This is a genomic window from Erwinia plantamica (assembly GCF_043420595.1).
Taxonomy (GTDB): Bacteria; Pseudomonadota; Gammaproteobacteria; order Enterobacterales; family Enterobacteriaceae; genus Erwinia; species Erwinia aeris.
Map to the genome: position 1 here is coordinate 214,238 of NZ_JBGCUC010000004.1, position 18,769 is coordinate 233,006.

The 18,769-nt window shown below is 55.4% G+C and carries 16 protein-coding genes, 1 pseudogene and 1 riboswitch; of the genes and pseudogenes, 6 read left to right on the top strand and 11 right to left on the bottom strand.

The annotated features are described in order from the left end of the window. Positions 1–5: 5 nt before the first annotated feature. The 3 genes from AB3U87_RS05680 to AB3U87_RS05690 form a co-directional block, all read right to left on the bottom strand. Complete coding sequence (locus AB3U87_RS05680; protein ID WP_253454146.1) at positions 6–1,160, bottom strand: amidohydrolase; 1,155 nt, start codon at positions 1,158–1,160, stop codon at positions 6–8. Between the two features lie 238 nt (positions 1,161–1,398). Beyond that, complete coding sequence (locus tag AB3U87_RS05685; protein ID WP_253454144.1) at positions 1,399–1,716, bottom strand: YdgH/BhsA/McbA family protein; 318 nt, start codon at positions 1,714–1,716, stop codon at positions 1,399–1,401. Positions 1,717–1,959: 243 nt separating this feature from the next. Then, positions 1,960–2,883, bottom strand: coding sequence for a LysR family transcriptional regulator (locus AB3U87_RS05690; RefSeq protein WP_253454142.1), 924 nt, complete (start codon positions 2,881–2,883; stop codon positions 1,960–1,962). 299 nt (positions 2,884–3,182) lie between these two features. On the opposite strand from AB3U87_RS05690, the gene AB3U87_RS05695 reads away from it, so the two are divergent. Together AB3U87_RS05695 and AB3U87_RS05700 are read left to right on the top strand one after the other, a co-directional pair. After that, on the top strand, positions 3,183–4,148 hold the full coding sequence (locus AB3U87_RS05695) for an alpha/beta hydrolase (RefSeq protein WP_394148673.1): 966 nt from the start codon (positions 3,183–3,185) through the stop codon (positions 4,146–4,148). 186 nt (positions 4,149–4,334) lie between these two features. After that, the gene (locus AB3U87_RS05700) at positions 4,335–5,270 is read left to right on the top strand and encodes an Rpn family recombination-promoting nuclease/putative transposase (protein ID WP_369894716.1); all 936 of its coding nucleotides are present in this window, start codon (positions 4,335–4,337) and stop codon (positions 5,268–5,270) included. A gap of 52 nt (positions 5,271–5,322) precedes the next feature. Here the strand turns inward: AB3U87_RS05700 and AB3U87_RS05705 are convergent, their stop codons facing one another. Continuing rightward, complete coding sequence (locus AB3U87_RS05705) at positions 5,323–5,961, bottom strand: LysE family transporter (protein ID WP_253454136.1); 639 nt, start codon at positions 5,959–5,961, stop codon at positions 5,323–5,325. Positions 5,962–6,089: 128 nt separating this feature from the next. Then, a complete protein-coding gene (locus AB3U87_RS05710) occupies positions 6,090–7,475 on the bottom strand; it encodes an aminotransferase-like domain-containing protein (protein ID WP_394148674.1) in 1,386 nt (461 codons plus the stop codon). Between the two features lie 121 nt (positions 7,476–7,596). On the opposite strand from AB3U87_RS05710, the gene AB3U87_RS05715 reads away from it, so the two are divergent. Then, positions 7,597–8,457, top strand: coding sequence for a DMT family transporter (locus AB3U87_RS05715; protein ID WP_253454132.1), 861 nt, complete (start codon positions 7,597–7,599; stop codon positions 8,455–8,457). Between the two features lie 46 nt (positions 8,458–8,503). Here the strand turns inward: AB3U87_RS05715 and AB3U87_RS05720 are convergent, their stop codons facing one another. The 5 genes and pseudogenes from AB3U87_RS05720 to AB3U87_RS05740 form a co-directional block, all read right to left on the bottom strand. After that, positions 8,504–9,724: a diguanylate phosphodiesterase gene (locus AB3U87_RS05720; RefSeq protein ID WP_253454130.1), complete on the bottom strand. Its 1,221-nt coding sequence runs from the start codon at positions 9,722–9,724 to the stop codon at positions 8,504–8,506. A 114-nt stretch (positions 9,725–9,838) separates the two neighbouring features. Further along, positions 9,839–10,770: pseudogene (locus AB3U87_RS05725) on the bottom strand (ABC transporter substrate-binding protein). A 19-nt stretch (positions 10,771–10,789) separates the two neighbouring features. Beyond that, positions 10,790–11,536 carry an ABC transporter permease gene (locus tag AB3U87_RS05730; protein ID WP_253454127.1) on the bottom strand — a complete coding sequence of 249 codons (747 nt, stop codon included), beginning with the start codon at positions 11,534–11,536 and terminating at the stop codon, positions 10,790–10,792. Then, on the bottom strand, positions 11,533–12,252 hold the full coding sequence (locus AB3U87_RS05735; protein WP_301250808.1) for an ABC transporter ATP-binding protein: 720 nt from the start codon (positions 12,250–12,252) through the stop codon (positions 11,533–11,535). The genes AB3U87_RS05730 and AB3U87_RS05735 overlap by 4 nt, the downstream gene beginning before the upstream one ends. Next, positions 12,249–12,935: a TenA family protein gene (locus tag AB3U87_RS05740; RefSeq protein WP_301729544.1), complete on the bottom strand. Its 687-nt coding sequence runs from the start codon at positions 12,933–12,935 to the stop codon at positions 12,249–12,251. Before AB3U87_RS05740 ends, AB3U87_RS05735 begins: the two co-directional genes overlap by 4 nt. A 45-nt stretch (positions 12,936–12,980) precedes the next feature. After that, a riboswitch (TPP riboswitch) is annotated at positions 12,981–13,083 on the bottom strand. 181 nt (positions 13,084–13,264) lie between these two features. Here AB3U87_RS05740 and AB3U87_RS05745 point away from each other — a divergent pair. The 3 genes from AB3U87_RS05745 (at position 13,265) to AB3U87_RS05755 (ending at position 16,803) form a co-directional block, all read left to right on the top strand. Next, positions 13,265–15,586 carry an FdhF/YdeP family oxidoreductase gene (locus AB3U87_RS05745; RefSeq protein WP_301250807.1) on the top strand — a complete coding sequence of 774 codons (2,322 nt, stop codon included), beginning with the start codon at positions 13,265–13,267 and terminating at the stop codon, positions 15,584–15,586. Positions 15,587–15,907: 321 nt separating this feature from the next. Beyond that, positions 15,908–16,333 (top strand): nucleoside triphosphatase NudI, encoded by a 426-nt coding sequence (gene nudI / locus AB3U87_RS05750; protein WP_253454119.1) that lies wholly within the window; start codon positions 15,908–15,910, stop codon positions 16,331–16,333. Between the two features lie 269 nt (positions 16,334–16,602). Next, complete coding sequence (locus AB3U87_RS05755; RefSeq protein WP_253454117.1) at positions 16,603–16,803, top strand: hypothetical protein; 201 nt, start codon at positions 16,603–16,605, stop codon at positions 16,801–16,803. Between the two features lie 156 nt (positions 16,804–16,959). On the opposite strand, the gene mqo is transcribed toward AB3U87_RS05755, so the two are convergent. Continuing rightward, positions 16,960–18,612 carry a malate dehydrogenase (quinone) gene (gene mqo, locus AB3U87_RS05760; protein WP_253454115.1) on the bottom strand — a complete coding sequence of 551 codons (1,653 nt, stop codon included), beginning with the start codon at positions 18,610–18,612 and terminating at the stop codon, positions 16,960–16,962. Positions 18,613–18,769 lie beyond the last annotated feature (157 nt).

Below are 18,769 nucleotides of genomic sequence, written 5' to 3' on the forward strand. Positions count from 1 at the left end.
AATTCTCAGGCTGTCACTCCCGCTTCTGCCGCCAGCGTTTTGCCGGCCGTAAACGCCAGCCTGGCCAGATAACGAGCCGCCGGAAAGAGGGCGTTATCATCAACGCGAAATTCAGGATGATGCAGTGGCCAGGGGCCGCCGGAGCCGACCATCACAAAGGCGCCAGGGATCCGCTGCTGATAGAAAGCAAAATCTTCGCCTATCGGGCTGGCCGCAACGGTACGCGCTTCCAGCCCGCTGGCGCTGGCCTGTTCAAGCGCGAAAGCCGCCCAGCGCGCGTCGTTGCTAACCGAAGGCGGCCCCGGCTGCCAGTCCAGGCTGAGTTCTGCATTAAACGAGACGGCCAGGCCGCTAAGCAGCTGGCGCAAGCGGCGTTCGAGCAGGGCGCGGCTTTCGGCGTTAAAGGTGCGCACCGTGCCCTCCAGCCATGCCTCTGCCGGGATCACGTTCCAGGTCGTGCCGCTGTGGATCTGCGTTACGGAAACCACGGCGTTTTGCTCGGAGGGGAGATTGCGGGCGATCAGCGTTTGCAGAGCGGTAATCAGCTGGCCGGCAATCACGATCGGATCGTTGCCTTCATGCGGACGCGCGGCGTGGCTGCCCGTGCCGGTAATGCGGATGGCGAAACGGTCAACGCCTGCGGTCAGCGCGCCCGCTTTGCAACCCACCACGCCGACCGGCAGGCCTGGGTCGTTGTGCAGGCCGAAAATGACGCTGGCTTTATCCAGCGCGCCGCTCGCCAGTACGGCTGGCGCGCCCTGGCCGGTTTCCTCGGCGGGCTGAAACAGAATACGCACGCTTCCTGCCAGCTGGTCGCACTGTTGCTGCAGCAGGATCGCCGCGCCCAGCACTGCCGAAGCGTGGAAATCATGGCCGCAGGCATGCATCACGCCCGGCGTTTGCGAGCGGAAAGCCAGGTCGGTCTGTTCCTCAATCGGCAAAGCATCGATATCGCCGCGTACCACCACCAGCGGGCCTGGCCGATCGCCGCGAATTTCCGCAACCAGGCCTGTCGCCAGCGGCAGATCCAGCACGGTAATATCGTGGTTAGCCAGCTGCTCGCGCAGATAAGCCGTGGTGGCGACTTCCTGACCCGAAAGTTCAGGGAATCGATGCAGATGGTGGCGTACCTGGTGCAGATAATTTACAAGTTGCGTCATAATGCTCTCCCGGTTAGCCAGCGACTCTGTAGGACGGGACTTCATTTATGGCGTTGCCCCTGGCGCGCCAGGCTGCGGCGCCGCTTATTTAGCGGCTAAAAATGCGCCGCGCCGGCTGAGATAACAGCCGCCCCGTCAGGCTGGCCAGAAAGCCTACCAGCCTTCAGGAGATTGCCATAGTTGGATTCCGGTAAAGCACACTCGCTATTCAGAAAATGCAGACCTCGGCACGATCCGTTTAAAGCGCCGCGTTATCAACGATCTGTCTGTCGCTGATGTTATACAGCGTGGCGGTGGCAGCCAGCACCGACTGCGTCTCCTGGCCCGGCTTATGGGATTCCACATGGGTAATATGGTAACCGACCGCGCCTGCGGCCAGCGCCTTTTGCACCAGCGCGTCGTGGAGATCTTCCAGCGAGGTTGCCCAGCTGACTTCCGTTACGCCGAAAGGCGCGATCGAGGCTTTTTCCCGCTGAGACAGGCCTGAGCGAACCAGCACCGGCTCGATCGATTTCGCTGAAAAAATAGAGAGCACATCCTGAACTAACGCTTTCATAACTTCACTCCTCATTAAGGTCGCCCGTGGCGCACAGTGTTACGCATTTGGATTTATTGTTAATAAAAAGTAAACCTCAGGAGCTATACAACGCCTTTCCGCCACGTTGTATTTAGCTATTGCTGCTAATCAGGCGTGGAGAAATCTTCGTTCACATTTAAAGGCGATCCGCAGGAAGTTATTTGCATTCCATTACATGTGCCAGGGCGGAGAAGGGCTGACGCTGCCGGGGAAGGGGCTGCGCTAACCCTGAGGCGACCCGCTGGCAGGTCTACGCTTTCGGCTTACCCGAAGTGCATCGACTACCAGAGAGAAGGCGGGTGAAGGCTGTTTCCGGCTGGGATAATAGAGGTAGTAGCCGGGAAAAGGCCTGCACCACTGCTCCAGCACACGGATCAACCGTCCCTCTTCAATATGATTGCCGAACTCTTCTTCGGGTAAAAAAGCGATGCCAAGTCCTGCCAGCGCTGCGGCAACAATGTGTTCAGAAGTATTGAAAATAAGCTGGCCGCTGACGCGTACGTTCAAATCGCCGCCGTCCTGATCGAAGTCCCAGACGTATAGCCCGCCAGAGCGAACCATACGCTGGTTAATGCAGGCGTGCTGCGTGAGATCATGAGGCGTTTCGGGAAGAGGGTAACGTGTAAAATACTCCGGCGTTGCCACTGCGGCCATGCGTAGCTCAGGGCCGATGGGTACCGCGATCATATCTTTATCTATGGTATCGCCAAGCCGCACGCCCGCATCGAACCGATCTGTGACAATGTCACGAAATCCGTGATTGGCATCAAATTCGAGGGTGATGTCAGGGTACTGGCGCAGCAGCGGCGTCAGCTTTGGCAGTAGCGTACTGTGCAAAACGTTGGGGCCGCAGGTAATGCGAACCGTGCCTGCTGGCTTATCGCGCATCTCGGTAAGCATATCCAGTTCGGCTTCGATTTCATCGATACGGTTACCTATGGTCAGCAGTAAACGCTCGCCGGCCACCGTTGGCGAGACGCTACGGGTCGTACGCGTCAGCAGGCGAATTTGCATACGCTCCTCAAGTGCGGAAATCGCCTGGCTGAGAGCAGGTTGAGTCACGCCCAGCCGCGCGGCGGCGCGTGTAAAGCTCTTTTCACGCGCGACGGTAACAAAATAGAGCAGGTCGTTCAGGTTGCGTTTCATCAGGTGCAGATCTCAATCATTGATAAGCTGTAGTTATAAACCTATTAAGCATTCATTAGCTAGTAATGCTGTGCGCCACCTGTAAAATTTCCTCAGGCCAACATTGAGAATGAATCAACGCCGCGTTTTTCTGTGCTATGTCCGCGAGTCGTTTTTAATCCTGATGGCTATAAAGCGTTTTGGCGATAGCGGCTTGCTTCATGTAAATATTAATAAAAGCTATTGAGGACTCTCCAGTGAGAATATTAACCTTGTTATTAGGGCTGGCAATCAGCTCGTTTGCTGCAACCGGAGCCGATATGTCTGACGGCGCAGATAACTTTTATAAAAGCGATAAGGTTACCCGTCAAAAGGTGATTTTTAAAAATCAGTATCAGATGAACGTGGTCGGTAATTTATTTATGCCGAAAGGGATGAAGCAGGCAAGTAAAAATCCGGCTATCGTTATTGGTCATCCTATGGGCGCGGTAAAAGAACAAAGCTCAACTCTTTACGCCCAAAAACTGGCGGAGCAGGGATTCGTCACGCTGGCGATAGACCTCTCTTTTTGGGGCGAAAGCGAGGGGAAACCCGGCCATCTGATTTCTCCGGAAATCTATTCGGATGATTTTAGCGCCGCCGTCGATTATTTAAGTACGCAACCCTATATTAATGCAGAAAAAATTGGCGTGCTGGGGATTTGCGGCAGCGGCAGCTTTGTTATCAACGCGGCCAAAATAGACCCGCGTATGAAGGCCATCGCGACGGTCAGCATGTATGACATGGGGGCCGCTTTCCGTAATGGATTGCAGCATGCCGTAACGCCTGAACAGCGCCAGGCATTTATCAAAACGGCAACGGAACAGCGTCTTGCTGAATTTAAAGGCGGAGAAACGGTCTATATTCCAGGTACGGTGAACAAGCTTGACGATACAACGTCTGCTATTCAACGGGAATTCTTCGATTTCTACCGCACATCACGCGGTGGTTATACGCCGGAGGGCGAGAAAGAAGCGCTGACGACAAAACCGATGCTGAGCAGCATCGGAAAGTTTATGAACTTCTATCCGTTCAATGATATTGACACCATTTCGCCACGTCCGATGCTGTTTATTACCGGCGATAAAGCGCATTCCAAAGAATTTAGCGAAGATGCCTACCAGCGTGCCGGACAACCGAAAGAATTATATATCGTACCGGGCGCGGGCCATGTCGATCTGTATGACCGTACCGATCTTATCCCATTTGCTAAGCTGACCTCATTCTTTAAAAATGCCTTAAAATAATATCTGAAGCCGCATCCTGAAGGGTGCGGCCAGGCATCCCGCTAAGGTTAACCGCTAATTCAGCGCTAAAATCCGTAACACGCTATCGTAACGCATTGAAAATTATAATAAAAATATCTTTATTTTGTTTTTATCCTGTGCCAGCATTTGCCTGAATTTTCATCATAACGGCACAGGATGGCCCCAATGCAAAACAGTACGCCTACACCGCACGACGCAATCTTTAAAACGTTTCTGTCCAACACGCTCCACGCTCAGGATTTTCTGGAGCTGCATCTGCCTGAGGAACTGCGTGAAATCTGCGATCTGGACACGCTCAGGCTGGAGTCGGGCAGCTTTGTTGAAGACGATCTGCGAGCCTGCTACAGCGATATCCTTTACTCACTTAAAACCACCCGTGGCGACGGCTACGCCTATATATTAATCGAACATCAAAGCTCGCCAGACAGAATGATGCCTTTTCGTCTGCTTCGCTACGCTATTGCGGCCATGCAGCGGCATATGGACGCCGGTCATAAAATGTTGCCGCTGGTAATACCGGTGCTGTTTTACCAGGGCGGCCGCTCGCCTTATCCTTACAGCATGAGCTGGCTGGATCTCTTTAGTGAACCCAGGCTGGCAGCAAAACTCTACGGCGGCCGTTTTCCGCTGGTGGATATTACCGTTATCCCGGATGATGAAATTTTAAAGCACCGCCGGGTGGCGCTGCTGACGCTGCTGCAAAAACATATTCGCATTCGCGACCTGCATGATTTGTTTAATGAAATAACCCAGCTGATGCAGAGCGACGAACTGAGCGGACAACAGCAGGCCGCACTGATAAACTATATGATTCAGGCAGGAGAGACGCCCGATGTAAAAGGATTTCTCCACGAACTGGCACAGGCACTGCCGCAGCATAAGGATGAACTGATGACCATAGCAAAAAGACTTGAAGAGATGGGCAGGGAACAGGGATTACAGGTGGGACTCGAACAGGGCCGCAGTCTGGGACATCAGGACGGCGAGCGCGAAGCCAGCCTGAAAATCGCCCGCACCATGCTGGAAAAAGGATTCGATCGCGCAGCCGTGATGGAAGTGACCGGACTGTCAGAGGACGATCTTCGGCAAATTAAGCACTAACTTTCCTGCTTCCAGCTCCGCCGCCGGCAGCTTACCGGCGGCGTTGTACTGTTCAGACAATAATAAACTCGCGATAGCCCGAAATAATCACGTAAACCGCGAAATAGCTGAAGATTATGGCAGAGGCCATATAGGAATATTTCAGCAGACGAGCACCCAGCAGCCTGCCGCCGAAGCTGCCTACCAGACATAAAACGCAGGTCCAGAAGACGCCCGCCAGGAAAAAACCGCTCAGAAACCAGCCCGAATCCGTTGTGCTGTGCTGCCCCATACGAGAAATCAGCGCGCCGCCGACGGTTGCGAACCACAGGATTGCCGTGGGGGAGGACATAGCCAGCAGCACGCCGCGGCCAAACTCGTTGCGTAGCGGCCTGGCCTGCTGCGGCTCGTCAGTACGCAGTTCACCCTGACGACGAAACGCGGCCAGCGCCATTTTCAGCGCGAACCACAGCAGCATCGCGCCGCCTCCAATCCACAGTACCCAGCGCACCGCGGCAAACTGTAACAGCACCGTCATACCGGCCAGCGCCAGCAGCGCGTACGCCAGGTCGCCCACACAGGTGCCGATCCCAAGCCAGAAGCCATGAAAATAGCCGCGCTGCATGGCCAGCGTGATCATAGCGATATTGGCGATGCCGATATCCAGGCAGAGCGACAGGCTGAGAAAAAAACCGCTGGAAAATTGCATCACGAAAGCGTTCCTTATAGCCGATCCGCGGCCGTCATCAGACGGTGTAAAGCATGATTGCTCAACAGAAACAAAGTATCCTGGTTATTCATAGCGTTAAAAGGAAAAGTTGCGCCGCGAAGGAAAGTCAATCAACCCTGCTTAAGCGCACGTTTCAGCGCGGAGAAGATGGCAGGATCATTACACTGTGAGACATTAAAGCGCAAAAAATCCGCTGCCGAACCGGATTGACTGAACGCGTTACCGGGCGCCAGCACGACGCCTTCTTTTAAGCAGGCGCGTGACGCCCGTGCGGCATCGGCACCTTCAGGTAGACGGCACCAGAGGAACATACCGGCCTGTGGCGTATGCCAGGGCAGGATATCCAGCGCCGCCAGCTTTTCCAGCGTGGTTTGCATCGCTACCGCCAGCCGTAACCGTACCGATTCCATATGGCGTCGATAGCCGCTGCCTGTCAGCGCGCTGTGCAGCAGCATTGAGGCAAGCTGACCGCCGCCGAAGCTGGTAGCAATTTTCAAATCGACAAGGCTGTCCGTCCAGTCTCGCCGGGCGACAATATAGCCGCAGCGCACCGCCGCCGAAACCGTTTTGGAAAAGCTGCCGATTTGAATAACGTTATGTAAACCGTCATACGCCGCCAGTCTTGGCGCGGGATGGGTTTCAAAATCGGCAAAGATATCATCTTCCACAATAATCAGCCCGGCCGCTTCCGCAAGCTTAAGCATCTGATGGGCAACCACTGGCGTAAGCGATACGCCAGTAGGATTATGGATACCTGCATTAGTGATATAAAGCCGGGGAGCGTGGTTTTGCAGGATTTGGGCAAACGCCGTCAGATCTGGCCCCTGCGGCGTGAACGGCACGCCGACGATCATTACCGGGTGAGCGCGAAGCAGCGCGTGAAAATTGAAATAGCAGGGATCGTCAACCAGCACGCAGTCTCCCGGCTGGAGTAAAAAACGGCAGATCAAATCTACGGCCTGGGTGCCTGATTCGGTCAGCATGATCTGATCTGCCGTCGCGGTAATCCCCGTTTTCGCCAGCTTGCGGCCTAAAAACTGGCGTAGCTCTGCGTGCCCATAGGGCGAGGCGTAGTCGGTCAGTAGCGCGCTCTGCGCTCGTGCCGCCATGCGCATCGCTTTGCGTACGCCTTCTTCGTACAGCCATGAGGGTGGCAGCCAGCCGCAGCCGGGCTTAAGCAGCTGTGGATCCGCCTCCAGCGCCTGGCGCGATATCCATAAAGGATCGATATCGCGCTCTTTATCGGCCGTCAGCTGCGTTAAATCAAGCGGAGCCGCCGGGCCTGATACAAAAAAACCGGCGCCGGGCCGGGCCGCAATGAGGTTTTCAGCGGCCAGCCGTTCATAAGCTTCCACTACGGTAGAAACCGACACGCCAGAAAGGCGCGCCTGCTGGCGCACGGAGGGCAAGCGCGCGCCGGGAAGATAAGCGCGGGCGGCTATCTGTTTGCGCACCTGCTCCATTACCGAAGCGATACGTGTCTGGCTACGCGGCATGGCGTTCCTCACGCCTGTACTGCATTCACAGCCAGTACAGTTCAGATTAATTGTACTGGATTGTATCTGGCGTAAGCGATCCTGCCAATGCTTAACTGAGCGAAGTCCAACGGGAGAAAGCATGAAAAATAAAGCGAACGGCTGGCTTAGCGGGCTGGCGGGTGTGGTGATTTTTGCCGGATCGCTACCGGCAACGCGGCTGGCGGTGGCGGACTTCACGCCGCTGTTTTTAACTTCTGCGCGCGCCAGCCTTGCGGCGGTGGCGGCACTGCTGCTGCTGGCGCTCGGTCGTCAACGAATGCCGCAGCGTGCGGATCTGTTTTCGCTTATGGTGGTTGCTATGGGCGTAGTGATAGGTTTTCCGCTGCTGACGGCTTTTGCGCTGCAGGACGTTTCCGCCGCTCATTCGCTTATGTACCTTGGGCTGTTGCCGCTCTGTACTGCCGCCTTTGGCGTGGTTCGCGGCGAGCGCAGGCCGCAGCCCGCTTTCTGGCTATTTTCGCTGGCTGGCGGCGCTGTTGTGGCGAGCTACGCGCTGGCCGCTAAAGAAAGTCATGCTTCATGGCAGGATTTACTGACCATAGCGGCCGTGATCGTCTGCGGCGCGGGCTATGCGGAAGGCGCTCGTGTGGCGCGCGGACTGGGCGGTTGGCAAACTATTGCCTGGGCGTTAGCACTGGCTCTTCCGGTAGCGCTGCCCATTGCTGCGCTAACCTGGCCAGCTTCGTTCCAGGCGGTGACGTTTTCCGCATGGATGGGATTAGGCTACGTCTCGCTGTTCAGCATGCTGATCGGCTTTATTTTTTGGTATCACGGCCTGGCGAAGGGCGGCACGGCGGCGATAGGGCAGCTGCAGCTGCTGCAACCTTTTATCGGCTTTGGTTTTGCGGCACTGTTTCTGCACGAAAGCATCAGCGGCGTAATGCTGGCATGCGCTTTGGCCGCGCTGGGCTGCGTGGCGGGCGCAAAAAAATTTGCCTGAGGGTGAACGAACCGGCGGCATGGGCTGCCGGTTCGCAGGCCGAAGGTTAATCGTTTTCGAGTTTTTCCGGCCAGGCCACGACAGGGAAAGCGTTCAGCGTGGACGGCGCGAACAGCGCGCCCTGGAAGTTGCAAATGCCTGCCGACTCCAACCACATCCACTCTTCGGGCTTGTTAACGCCTTCGGCAATCACGGCGATCTGCAAAGAGGAGCAAAATTTCAAAATCGCCTGCACGATAGCCTGTTTCGGGCCGCTTTTATGCACGTCGGCAATGATGTTGCGATCGATTTTGATTTTGTCAGGCTGAAACTGGGTCAGCAGCACCAGCCCGGCAGAACCGGCGCCAAAGCCATCAATCGCCAGGCTGATACCGGAAGCCTTGAGTTTTTTAATCGCCGCCTCGAATTCGTCCGCGCGGAATACCGTGCCGTTCTCCGTGACCTCAACAACGATTTGCTCAGGCACCAGCCCGTTAGCATGGATCGCCTCCAGCAGGAAATCGACCGCATCCGGCACAATCGCCAGCGACATCGGCAGCAGGTTGATCGACAGCGTCAGGCCATTAATGCCCAGCTGCTTCGCCATCGCAAAAACGTGCTGTTTGGATTTAAGATCGACGCTATACCTTTCACTGCGCGGCAGCCCGGCGAGATAATCGGCCGCCGACATGCCCGACGTTGGGCGCATAACGGCCTCAAGCGACACGATCTGGCGGGAAAGCGGATCGATAATCGGCTGAAAAGCGAAGCTGTAGTCGGCCGTGGCCGAGGGAACGGCCTCGCGGGGCAGCGCTTCCTCGCGATCGACAACGAACTCCCAGGAGTCGCCCGGCGGGATCTCAAAATAGTTTTCCCGTTCGGTGGCGTCGACAAACACGCGCAGGAACTGCAATGCGCGATCGTCGTAAGTCAGCTGATACTTAGAGGTGCCTTTATCGAGCACGGCCTGCAGCACGTTTTCCGGGTCGTATTCACGCAGGTCGAACAGTTCCATGCCGACATTGCCAAAACGTCTGGCGGGCGCGTAATCGCGCATCAGTTCTACCAGATTATGGTGCCGGGGATCGTTGCAGATCTCCTCATAGATAGCGGTCACAGCGTCCTCCGGGCCCTCCAGCACCTGGAAAAAGTGGGTGCCGTTGAACAATAAAATGCCCGTCACGCTGTGTGATTCGTTGACCTGATTGGCTTGTTCGGCCAGTTTCCCCAACGTCTTATACGCGACGTCATCGGAAATATGGCTACGATAGATGATGGTTGACAGCATGGGGGCTTCCAGATTTTTCGCTATTTTATGCATACCTTACCAGATGCCTTTGCGGTGTTGTCCAGCGCAATTTGAAATCGATTAAAATTCAGCTTGTGGCGTCAGCCCGCGAGCTTACTGGATTTCGACGACGTAGTCGTTAACCGGCGTAATTTTTTTAATCAGTCCATGGTTAAAAAGAAAAGTTTCGTACTGCCGGTAGCGCTGGCGATCCAGGCGGGCCGGGTCGCGGGCAAACAGCGGCAGCGTTTTTACCCATGCCTGTCTGTTCAGCCCGGTGTTCAGCTCAGAATGCAATTTAGCGAATGCCCGCCAGCTTTCTTCAGGATGGGCCTGCAAGTAGTCGTTGCCCTGCTTGAGGCTATCAGGAACTTTTTGATAGCGGGTTTGTTCAGGCTATCGCGATTCGCCACCAGAATTAGCTCATCATAGGCCGGCACGCCGTAGTCCTCGACGTTGAACACCACGGGATCTTTGCCCTGAAGCTTCACTTCCAGCGCTTCAATATTACGGTAGCCGCCGATGACCACATCAACTTTGCCGGTCAGCAACGCGCTGGTCAGCTGAAAATTGACGTTAACCAGCTTAACGTCGCTGAGTTGCCGCTGGTCGTGCTGCAGCATAGCGGCGAGCGTGGCCTGTTCGATGCCGCTGACGGAATACCCCACCGTTTTCCCTTGCAGGTCTGCCGGAGAATGCACGCTTTTATCAAGCGTAATCAGCGTGTTGAGCGGGGAATCAATCAGCGTGCCGACGCGTACCAGCGGTAAGCCCTGGTCGGCAAAAAAGTGCAGCTGTGGCTGATAGGTCACCGCCAGATCCACCTTACCGGCCGCGACCAGACGTGGCGGCAACGCCGGATCGGAAGGCGGAATAATCGTCACATCCAGCCCCTGAGCCTTAAACGCGCCAGTCTGCTGCGCCACCATAATCGGCGCGTGATCGGGATTAACATACCAGTCCAGCATCAGCGTCAGCTTTTGCGCCGCGCTGGTGAAAGGAGATAACGTTGCTACCACCAGCCCACAAACTAAAGCTTTTTTCATTATCTTGTCCTTACGGTGATTAACGCTCCGGCGACCAGCGGATCAGGCGGCGCAGCAGGATATCGGTACTCAGCCAGAGCGCAATCGTCATGGCTACCAGCACAAACAGGGCGGCGAAGCAGAGATCGCTCTGCATTCGCGCGTTAGCATTCAGCATTACAAACCCCAATCCTTCGGCGGAGCCCACCCATTCGCCGACAATCGCACCAATGGGCGCGACGGCGACCGCCATCCGCAGCCCTGAGCCAAAGGCCGGCAGCGCCGCCATCAGCCGCACATGCCGCAGCTGCGAAGCGGAAGAGGCACCCATCGTGCGCGCCAGATCCAGATAGTCCTGTTCGACCCGCCGTAAGCCATCAAAAAAAGCGGAGGCAACCGGGAAAAAAATCACCAGGATCGCCATCACAATTTTGGCGCTGATGCCGAAGCCAAACCAGAGCACCAGCAGCGGCGCCAGCGCAAACACGGGGATCGCCTGGCTGGTCAATACCAGCGGCATCAGCCAGCGTTGCAGGCCGGGCGAAAAGGTCATCAGCAGCGCCAGCAGGGCGCCGAGCAGCACGCCCGCGATAAGCCCGCCGGCGATTTCAGTAGCGGTAATAAGCGTGTGGTAAGCGAGATAGCCAGCGTTATCCCGCATAGCCGCAGCCACGGCGATGGGCGAGGGCAACAGAAAAGCCGGGATGCTGCCAGGCGTGGCCAGCTGCCACAGCGCCATCAGCCCGACAAATACCGTGACGCCACGGCGTATCGTTGCTGCATTCATGCCATGTCCTCTGTCAGCTGGCGCATAAGCTGCGCCTGGCTACGCAATAAATTGGGATCGTCGGGCGCTCGCGGCGGCTGACCAGCCAGCTCAGGAAGCTCGCTAAGCCCGGCAGCAGAAAGGATCAGCAGGCGATGACTGAGGCGACAGGCTTCTACTGGATCGTGCGTAATCAGCAGCACGGTGCAGTCGGCCAGCAGCTCTGCGGCCAGCGCCTGAATTTGGGCGCGGGTAATGGCATCAAGAGCGGAAAAGGGTTCATCCATTAGCACAATGGGCCGTCGCTCGTACAAGGTCCGGGCGAGCGCGACACGCTGACGCATCCCGCCCGACAGCGTGGCGGGCAGCGCGCCGGCATTGCCAGCCAGGCCCACGCGTTCAAGCAGATGTTCTGCCCATTGTCTGTCAGCTTTCTCGCCGCGTAAACGCGCACCCAGCGCGACATTGTCGATCGCGCTAAGCCACGGATAGAGCAGATCCCGCTGTCCCATCCAGGCGATGCGTCCGGCAACCGGCAGCCCATCGCTACCCAGCACCGATCCTGTCGAGGGTGCAAGCAGCCCCGCAATGATCTTCAGCAGGCTGCTTTTACCGACGCCGCTGGGGCCAAGCAGAGAAGTAAAGCGGCCACCTGCCAGCGTAAAGCTCAGCTGCTTAAATAACGTACGATCGCTAAAATGCAGGCTGACCGCCTTCACCTCTATACCCGGCGTCATCGCGCTTCCGGCGTAGCGCAGGCAGCATCAAGCCCCATCTGCCAGAATGCCGTTTCCAGCCGTGTCGCGGTGGCGAATATTCCCGCCAGCGCCTCAAAGCGGCTCGCGCCGCCGCGCTGGGCGGCCAGGTTTTCAAACAGCGTCAGCGAAGCCTGCACGCCGCTCAGGTAAAGCGGAGCGCCATAGTTTTCAATCCACGGCGCGTAGGGATTGCCGGTCAATACGGTTTGCGTATCGTTCAGCAAGCCGACGCCGATCTCGGCATAGCCAGCCACGCAGGGCATCAGGGCGGTCAACAGATCGAGCGCGTCGCCCGCGTGACCAATATCCAGCACATAGCGGGTATAATTTAGCGTTTCTGGCGCCTCGGTTTCCGTCGCCATCGCCTTCCCGGTCAGGCCCCACTGCGCGCAGTAGCGCACGTGGAGCGGCAGTTCGTCGACGATGGCGTTCAGCGAGCGGATTGCCGCACGCATCTCCGGCAGCGTTTGAAATTTGCTGACCAGCAGCGCGTAGGCGCGGGCAAAATGGATAAGGAACAGATAGTCCTGGATAAGGTAACGGCGAAAAGCCGACGCAGGCAGGGTGCCGTCAGCCAGCTGGCGAACAAAAGGGTGATGGATATAGTGCAGCCAGCGATCGCCGGTCTGTTGACGCAGCCGTCCGTAGAAACCGTCAAACACGGAACCTCCTCAATACTTGAGATCCGGTCAGGCGCGGGAACGTGCGTTATCTGGCTCAGCCGTCCCTTCGCTGGCATGACCCAGATCAGGTTCAAAGGGTTCGGCTTGCGCCATCTCAGCCCGTAACAGGACACCCCTCGGTGCGTATTGTTATACGGTATTTACTTTCTGTTTACAATGCGCAGGCTCAGCACCATTGTGGATTCAGGTCGCTGGCCGCTATGGGTTATTAATAGCGCCATTCGGTAACATTCTGAAAGCAAAAAACCGGTCGGAAGCCGCATGCTGTTCTAAGCTAAAAACTGGTTTGTAATGTGATGCGGAGTCGTATGAAACAACAAAATAAGACTATTGGAATAGCGCCTTACGGTGGTTCAGCGGGGGGTTGGGGAGCGTTAAAGGCCGTTGCCGACGCGATCCGCGGCCAGATGTCGGTCAAACAGGACGTGATCGCGTTGTTTAAAGTCAACCAGCCGCAGGGCTTCGATTGTCCCGGCTGCGCGTGGCCCGATCCTCAGCACGGTTCCTCCTTTGAATTTTGCGAAAATGGCGCCAAGGCCGTTTCCTGGGAAGCCACCAGCAAGCGCACCACGCCGGAATTTTTCTCTGCCCATACCGTCAGTGAGCTTTGGCAACGCAACGCTTTTGAGCTGGAAGGCGAAGGCCGTCTGACTCACCCGATGAAATACGATGCGGCCACCGATACCTGGCAGCCTATAGAATGGGAAACCGCCTTCCGTGAAATCGGCGAAAAGCTGCAAAGCTACGAAGATCCGGATAGCGTGGAGTTCTATACCTCAGGCCGCGCTTCTAACGAAGCAGCGTTTCTCTGGCAGCTGTTCGCGCGCGAATACGGCACTAATAATTTCCCGGATTGCTCCAATATGTGCCATGAGCCGACCAGCGTCGGCCTGCCGCAGTCCATCGGCATAGGCAAAGGCACCATCGAACTGGAAGATTTCGATCACTGCGATCTGGTGCTGTGTATCGGCCATAACCCCGGCACTAATCATCCACGCATGCTGGGTACGCTACGTGAAGTCTCCAAACGCGGCGCAACCATCGTGGCGATCAATCCGCTGCGGGAAAGAGGGCTTGAACGCTTTACCTCTCCGCAAAGCCCGGTAGAAATGCTGTCGCTCAGCTCCACCACGCTCGCTTCTACCTATTACAAAGTGCGCGTTGGCGGCGATGCCGCCATGCTGAAAGGCGTGATGAAGTGTCTGCTGGTGATGCACGAGCGGGCGCTGGCGGCCGGAGAGCCCGGCGTGCTGGACGAAAGCTTTATCAGCGAACATACCGAAGGTTTTGACGCCCTGAAGGCGGACCTGGATGCCACCGACTGGCCGCATATTCTGAAAGTCTCCGGTATGACGTTTGAAGAGATCCAGAATATTGCCCACCTGTATGCCAAAGCAGAAAGAACCATTATCTGTTACGGCATGGGTATCACCCAGCACCAGTACGGCACGCAAAATGTACAGCAAATCGCTAACCTGCTGTTGATGCGTGGCAATATCGGCAAGAAAGGCGCGGGCATCTGCCCACTGCGCGGCCACTCTAACGTACAGGGCGATCGTACCGTCGGCATTACTGAAATCCCGCCGCAGTCGCTACTGGACAACCTGGAAAAAGTGTTTGGCTTTAAGCCGCCGCAGAAACATGGACACGGTGCGGTGCAGGCTATTCAGGCGATCCGCGACGGCCACTCCAAAGCACTGCTTTGCCTGGGCGGCAACCTGGCGGAGGCGATCTCCGATCCGCAGCAAACCTTCGAGGCGATGCGCAAGCTGGATCTGGTGGTGCATATGGCGACCAAGCTGAACCGCTCGCATCTGCTGTTGGGCAAACATAACTATCTGCTGCCGGTGCTTGGCCGAACCGAAATCGACAGGCAGGCATCGGGCGAGCAGAGCGTGACCGTGGAAGATTCCATGTCGATGGTGCACGCCTCGCGCGGCTCGCTGAAGCCCGCTTCGGAATGGCTGAAGTCGGAGCCGGCCATCGTAGCGGGTCTGGCGAAAGCCACGCTGCCCAACACTAAGGTGAACTGGGACAGAATGATCGGCGACTACAGCTTTATCCGCCAGGCTATCGAAGCCGTTTTCCCGGCCTTTGAGGATTTTAACCGCAAGATCCTACAGCCGGGCGGCTTCCGTCTTTACAACGCCGCGTCGGAACGCAAATGGCTGACGCCGTCGGGTAAAGCGCAGTTTAAGATCATGCAGGGCATTAACGAGGATCCGCGTTCGCTGAAGTGCCACGATTTGGTGCTGACGACGCTGCGCAGTCACGATCAGTACAACACCACGCTGTACGGGCTGAACGATCGCTATCGCGGCGTGACGGGAAGGCGGGACGTGCTGTTTATCTCGGCAGATGAGGCAGAAAAACGCCGCCTGCGGGTCGGCGACAAGGTGCATATGGTGGCGCTCGATCCGGACGGCAAGCAGACCTCGCGACGCCTGGATAATCTGACGATAGTGGTTTACGACATGGCGCCTGGCTCGGTCGCGGCCTACTATCCGGAAGCCAACGTGCTGGTGCCGCTGGACAGCTTCGATACCGAAAGCGGTATTCCGGCTTATAAAAGCATTCCTGTCGCGCTGGAGCACGCAGAAGCGACCGAAACGTCGGGCACGCTGCGCTAAAAATGGGAAGGAGGGGGCGACCTCTCCTTTTCTTCCTGACCCCGCAAAAATAAACGTAATGGCTTTAAAATTGCTTCAGCTGAGCGTACCCTGAGCACGCAATCCTTTCTCCTGCGAGGTTACTGAGCTTCCCGAATATCCGCAGTAATAAAACGAGTAATCAGCACAGAGTAATAAAGAACATAACTCGGATAAAATCGCATAGATATCAAAACGGGAAATTACGGATAGCCTTTCGGAAAACTGACCTAAGTTGAGGTCAATAACATGTTAAAACCTCCTGATACTTTAATGGATAAATAGCGATATTAAGGAAATAAAATGCGACAGAGGATAATCGTATGTCCTGTGATTCAAAACGAAGGTGAGTATTTGCTTTGTAAAATGGCTGCGGATCGTGGTGTTTTTCCGGGGCAGTGGGCCTTGCCTGGTGGAGGGATGGAGGCGGGCGAAACACTGGAAGAAGCCCTGAGGCGCGAAATAAATGAAGAGTTAGGCGAGGAGCTATGCATCACAGATATTCAGCCCTGGACTTTTCGTGATGACATCCGAACCAAAACGTACCCGGATGGCAAAACTGAAGAAATTTATATGATTTATCTTATATTTGACTGCATCAGTACTAATCGAAATATTACTTTTAACGAGGAGTTTCAGGAAATCGCATGGGTCCCCCCTGAAACCTTAAAAGCTATGGATCTGAATGAAGCGACTCGTATCACATTTGCCCACAAGGGGCTTATTTAGCGGCCTGCCCGGCCGCTAGCCCGGTTTATTAGGATGTGAGCCCCCTTATTTTTGATTAAAATCAAAATTATCTGTTAAATATTTCCTTAACTAAAATTTTTACTTTCGCTTGCTTCACAAACTGATTTTTCACCACTACTTTTTCTTTCAACAGGCTTTCTTAATTTCCCGATAGCCTGTGCTACAGGCGCTTTTGCGCGCAGACGCAGGGATAGTGTCTCTTTCGAACATTATACCTGCTGGTTGCCATCAGCCTGAAGGATACTTCTATGAGAGAACTTGATGCTTCAGAGTTAATTTACGTAAACGGAGGAAGCGATAGCATTACCAGTGGCCTGACTGAAACCGAAACAACGCTAACAACCCGCGGCGGAATTAAAGATTATGATGGCTGGCAAAGCGGTGCGATAGGCGCAGCGTTAGGAAACGCGCTGTACGTTTTGGGAAAATCATTAGGCTGGTGGAGTTAAAAGAGAAAATCCAGGTGTTTAATCGATACTATTGAAAATGGGATTCAGGGACGTTCGGCAAAATAATCAGAATAGTTTAAGGAGGCGATCAATCAGCATTTTTTCTAAACACATCATTGAAAAGATCCCCGCGCCATCCGGCGCGGGAAACAGGATTTACAGCGCCATATCGTGCTGGGCTGGCGTTTTCTCAGCCTGGCCAGTAATGGTGGACTGCGCAGGCTCCTGAGCAGGCATCTTGATAACCGGTGGCTTGGTCAGCTGCAGCGTGGCCGCGGTGTCATCCCAGACATGCTGCGTCAGCTCGGTGTTACCGTTCAGCGTCTGGCCGTAGGTTGGCACCACTTTATGGATCTTTTCCTGCCATTCCGGCGAGTTGAACTGCTCCGGGAACAGCTTCTTCATCACGTTGATAGCGATAGGTGCCGCAGTCGAAGCGCCTGGCGATGCGCCCAGCAGGGCCGCCACGGTTTTCTGCTGATCGGTCACAATTTCTGTACCCAGCTTCAGCACGCCGCCTTTATCCGCATCTTTCTTGATGATCTGCACGCGTTGACCCGCCTGGATCAGTTTCCAGTCTTCTTTCTTCGCGTCCGGATAGTACTCTTTCAGCGCGGCAAAACGGTCGTCGTCGCTCAGCATGACCTGACCAATCAGGTATTTCACCAGGTCAAAGTTATCCATGCCCACGTGGGTCATCGGCATAAAGTTGCTGGTGGTGGTGGTGCTCAGCAGATCGAACAGCGAACCGTTTTTCAGGAACTTGGTAGAGAAGGTCGCGAACGGCCCAAACAGTACCACACGCTTACCGTCCAGGTTACGCGCATCGATATGCGGAACGGACATTGGCGGTGCGCCTACGGAAGCCTGACCGTACACTTTTTGCAGGTGACGGCTGGTAATGGCCGGATTCTCGGTGACCAGGAAAGAGCCGCCAACCGGGAAGCCTGCATAGTTGTCCGCTTCCGGAATGCCGGTTTTTTGCAGCAGCTTCAGCGCGCCGCCGCCAGCACCGATAAAGACATATTTCGCGTCAATCGCGCGTTCGCCGCCGTTTTTCACGTCTTTGATGGTCACGTGCCAGGAGTTGTCGCTGTTACGCTTAAAGTCGGTCACTTCTGAAGAGGTTTCCAGCTTAAAGTTGCTGTTTTTCTTCAGGCTGGCGGTCAGCTGACGAGTGATCTCACCGTAGTTAACGTCGGTGCCTACCGGCGTCCAGGTGGCCGCGACTTTCTGCTTAGGATCGCGGCCTTCAATAACCAGCGGCGCCCACTGTTTGATCTGATCCTGATCGGTAGAGAACTTCATGCCCTGGAACAGGGTGGTTTTCTGCAGCGCAGCATAGCGCTTGCTCAGGAACTCAACGTTGTCGTCGCCCCAGACAAAGCTCATGTGCGGCGTAGAGTTGATAAAGGAGTGCGGGTTGTTCAGCACGCCGTTTTTCACCTGAGAAGTCCAGAACTGGCGAGAGATCATAAAGGCTTCGTTGATCTCCAGCGCCTTGCTGACGTCGATGGTGCCGTCGGCACGCTCAGGCGTATAGTTCAGCTCCATATTGGCGGAGTGGCCGGTACCGGCGTTGTTCCAGCCGTTGGAAGACTCAAGGGCGACGCCGTCGAGCTTCTCAACCATAATCTGTTTCCAGTCTGGCTGAACGTCTTCCAGCATCGTGCCCAGCGAGGCGCTCATGATGCCGCCGCCGATCAGCAGAACGTCGGTTTTCTCTGGTGCAGTTTCAGCATGGATCGCTGTAGAAATCAGTAACGCAGACAGCGAAACTGAGGTAATCAGTTTTTTTGATTTAATCATGGCAGGTGTCGATAGTCGGGATTTGACATTAGTTAAAAAGTGTCCATAAATATTAAAATATTGTTATGGCAGATTGTATGTGTTTTTAGTTACAAAACTAAAAAATGTCATATTTTAGTTAATTTAGTTACAAATGGGCAGGAAAAAGCGGAGCATC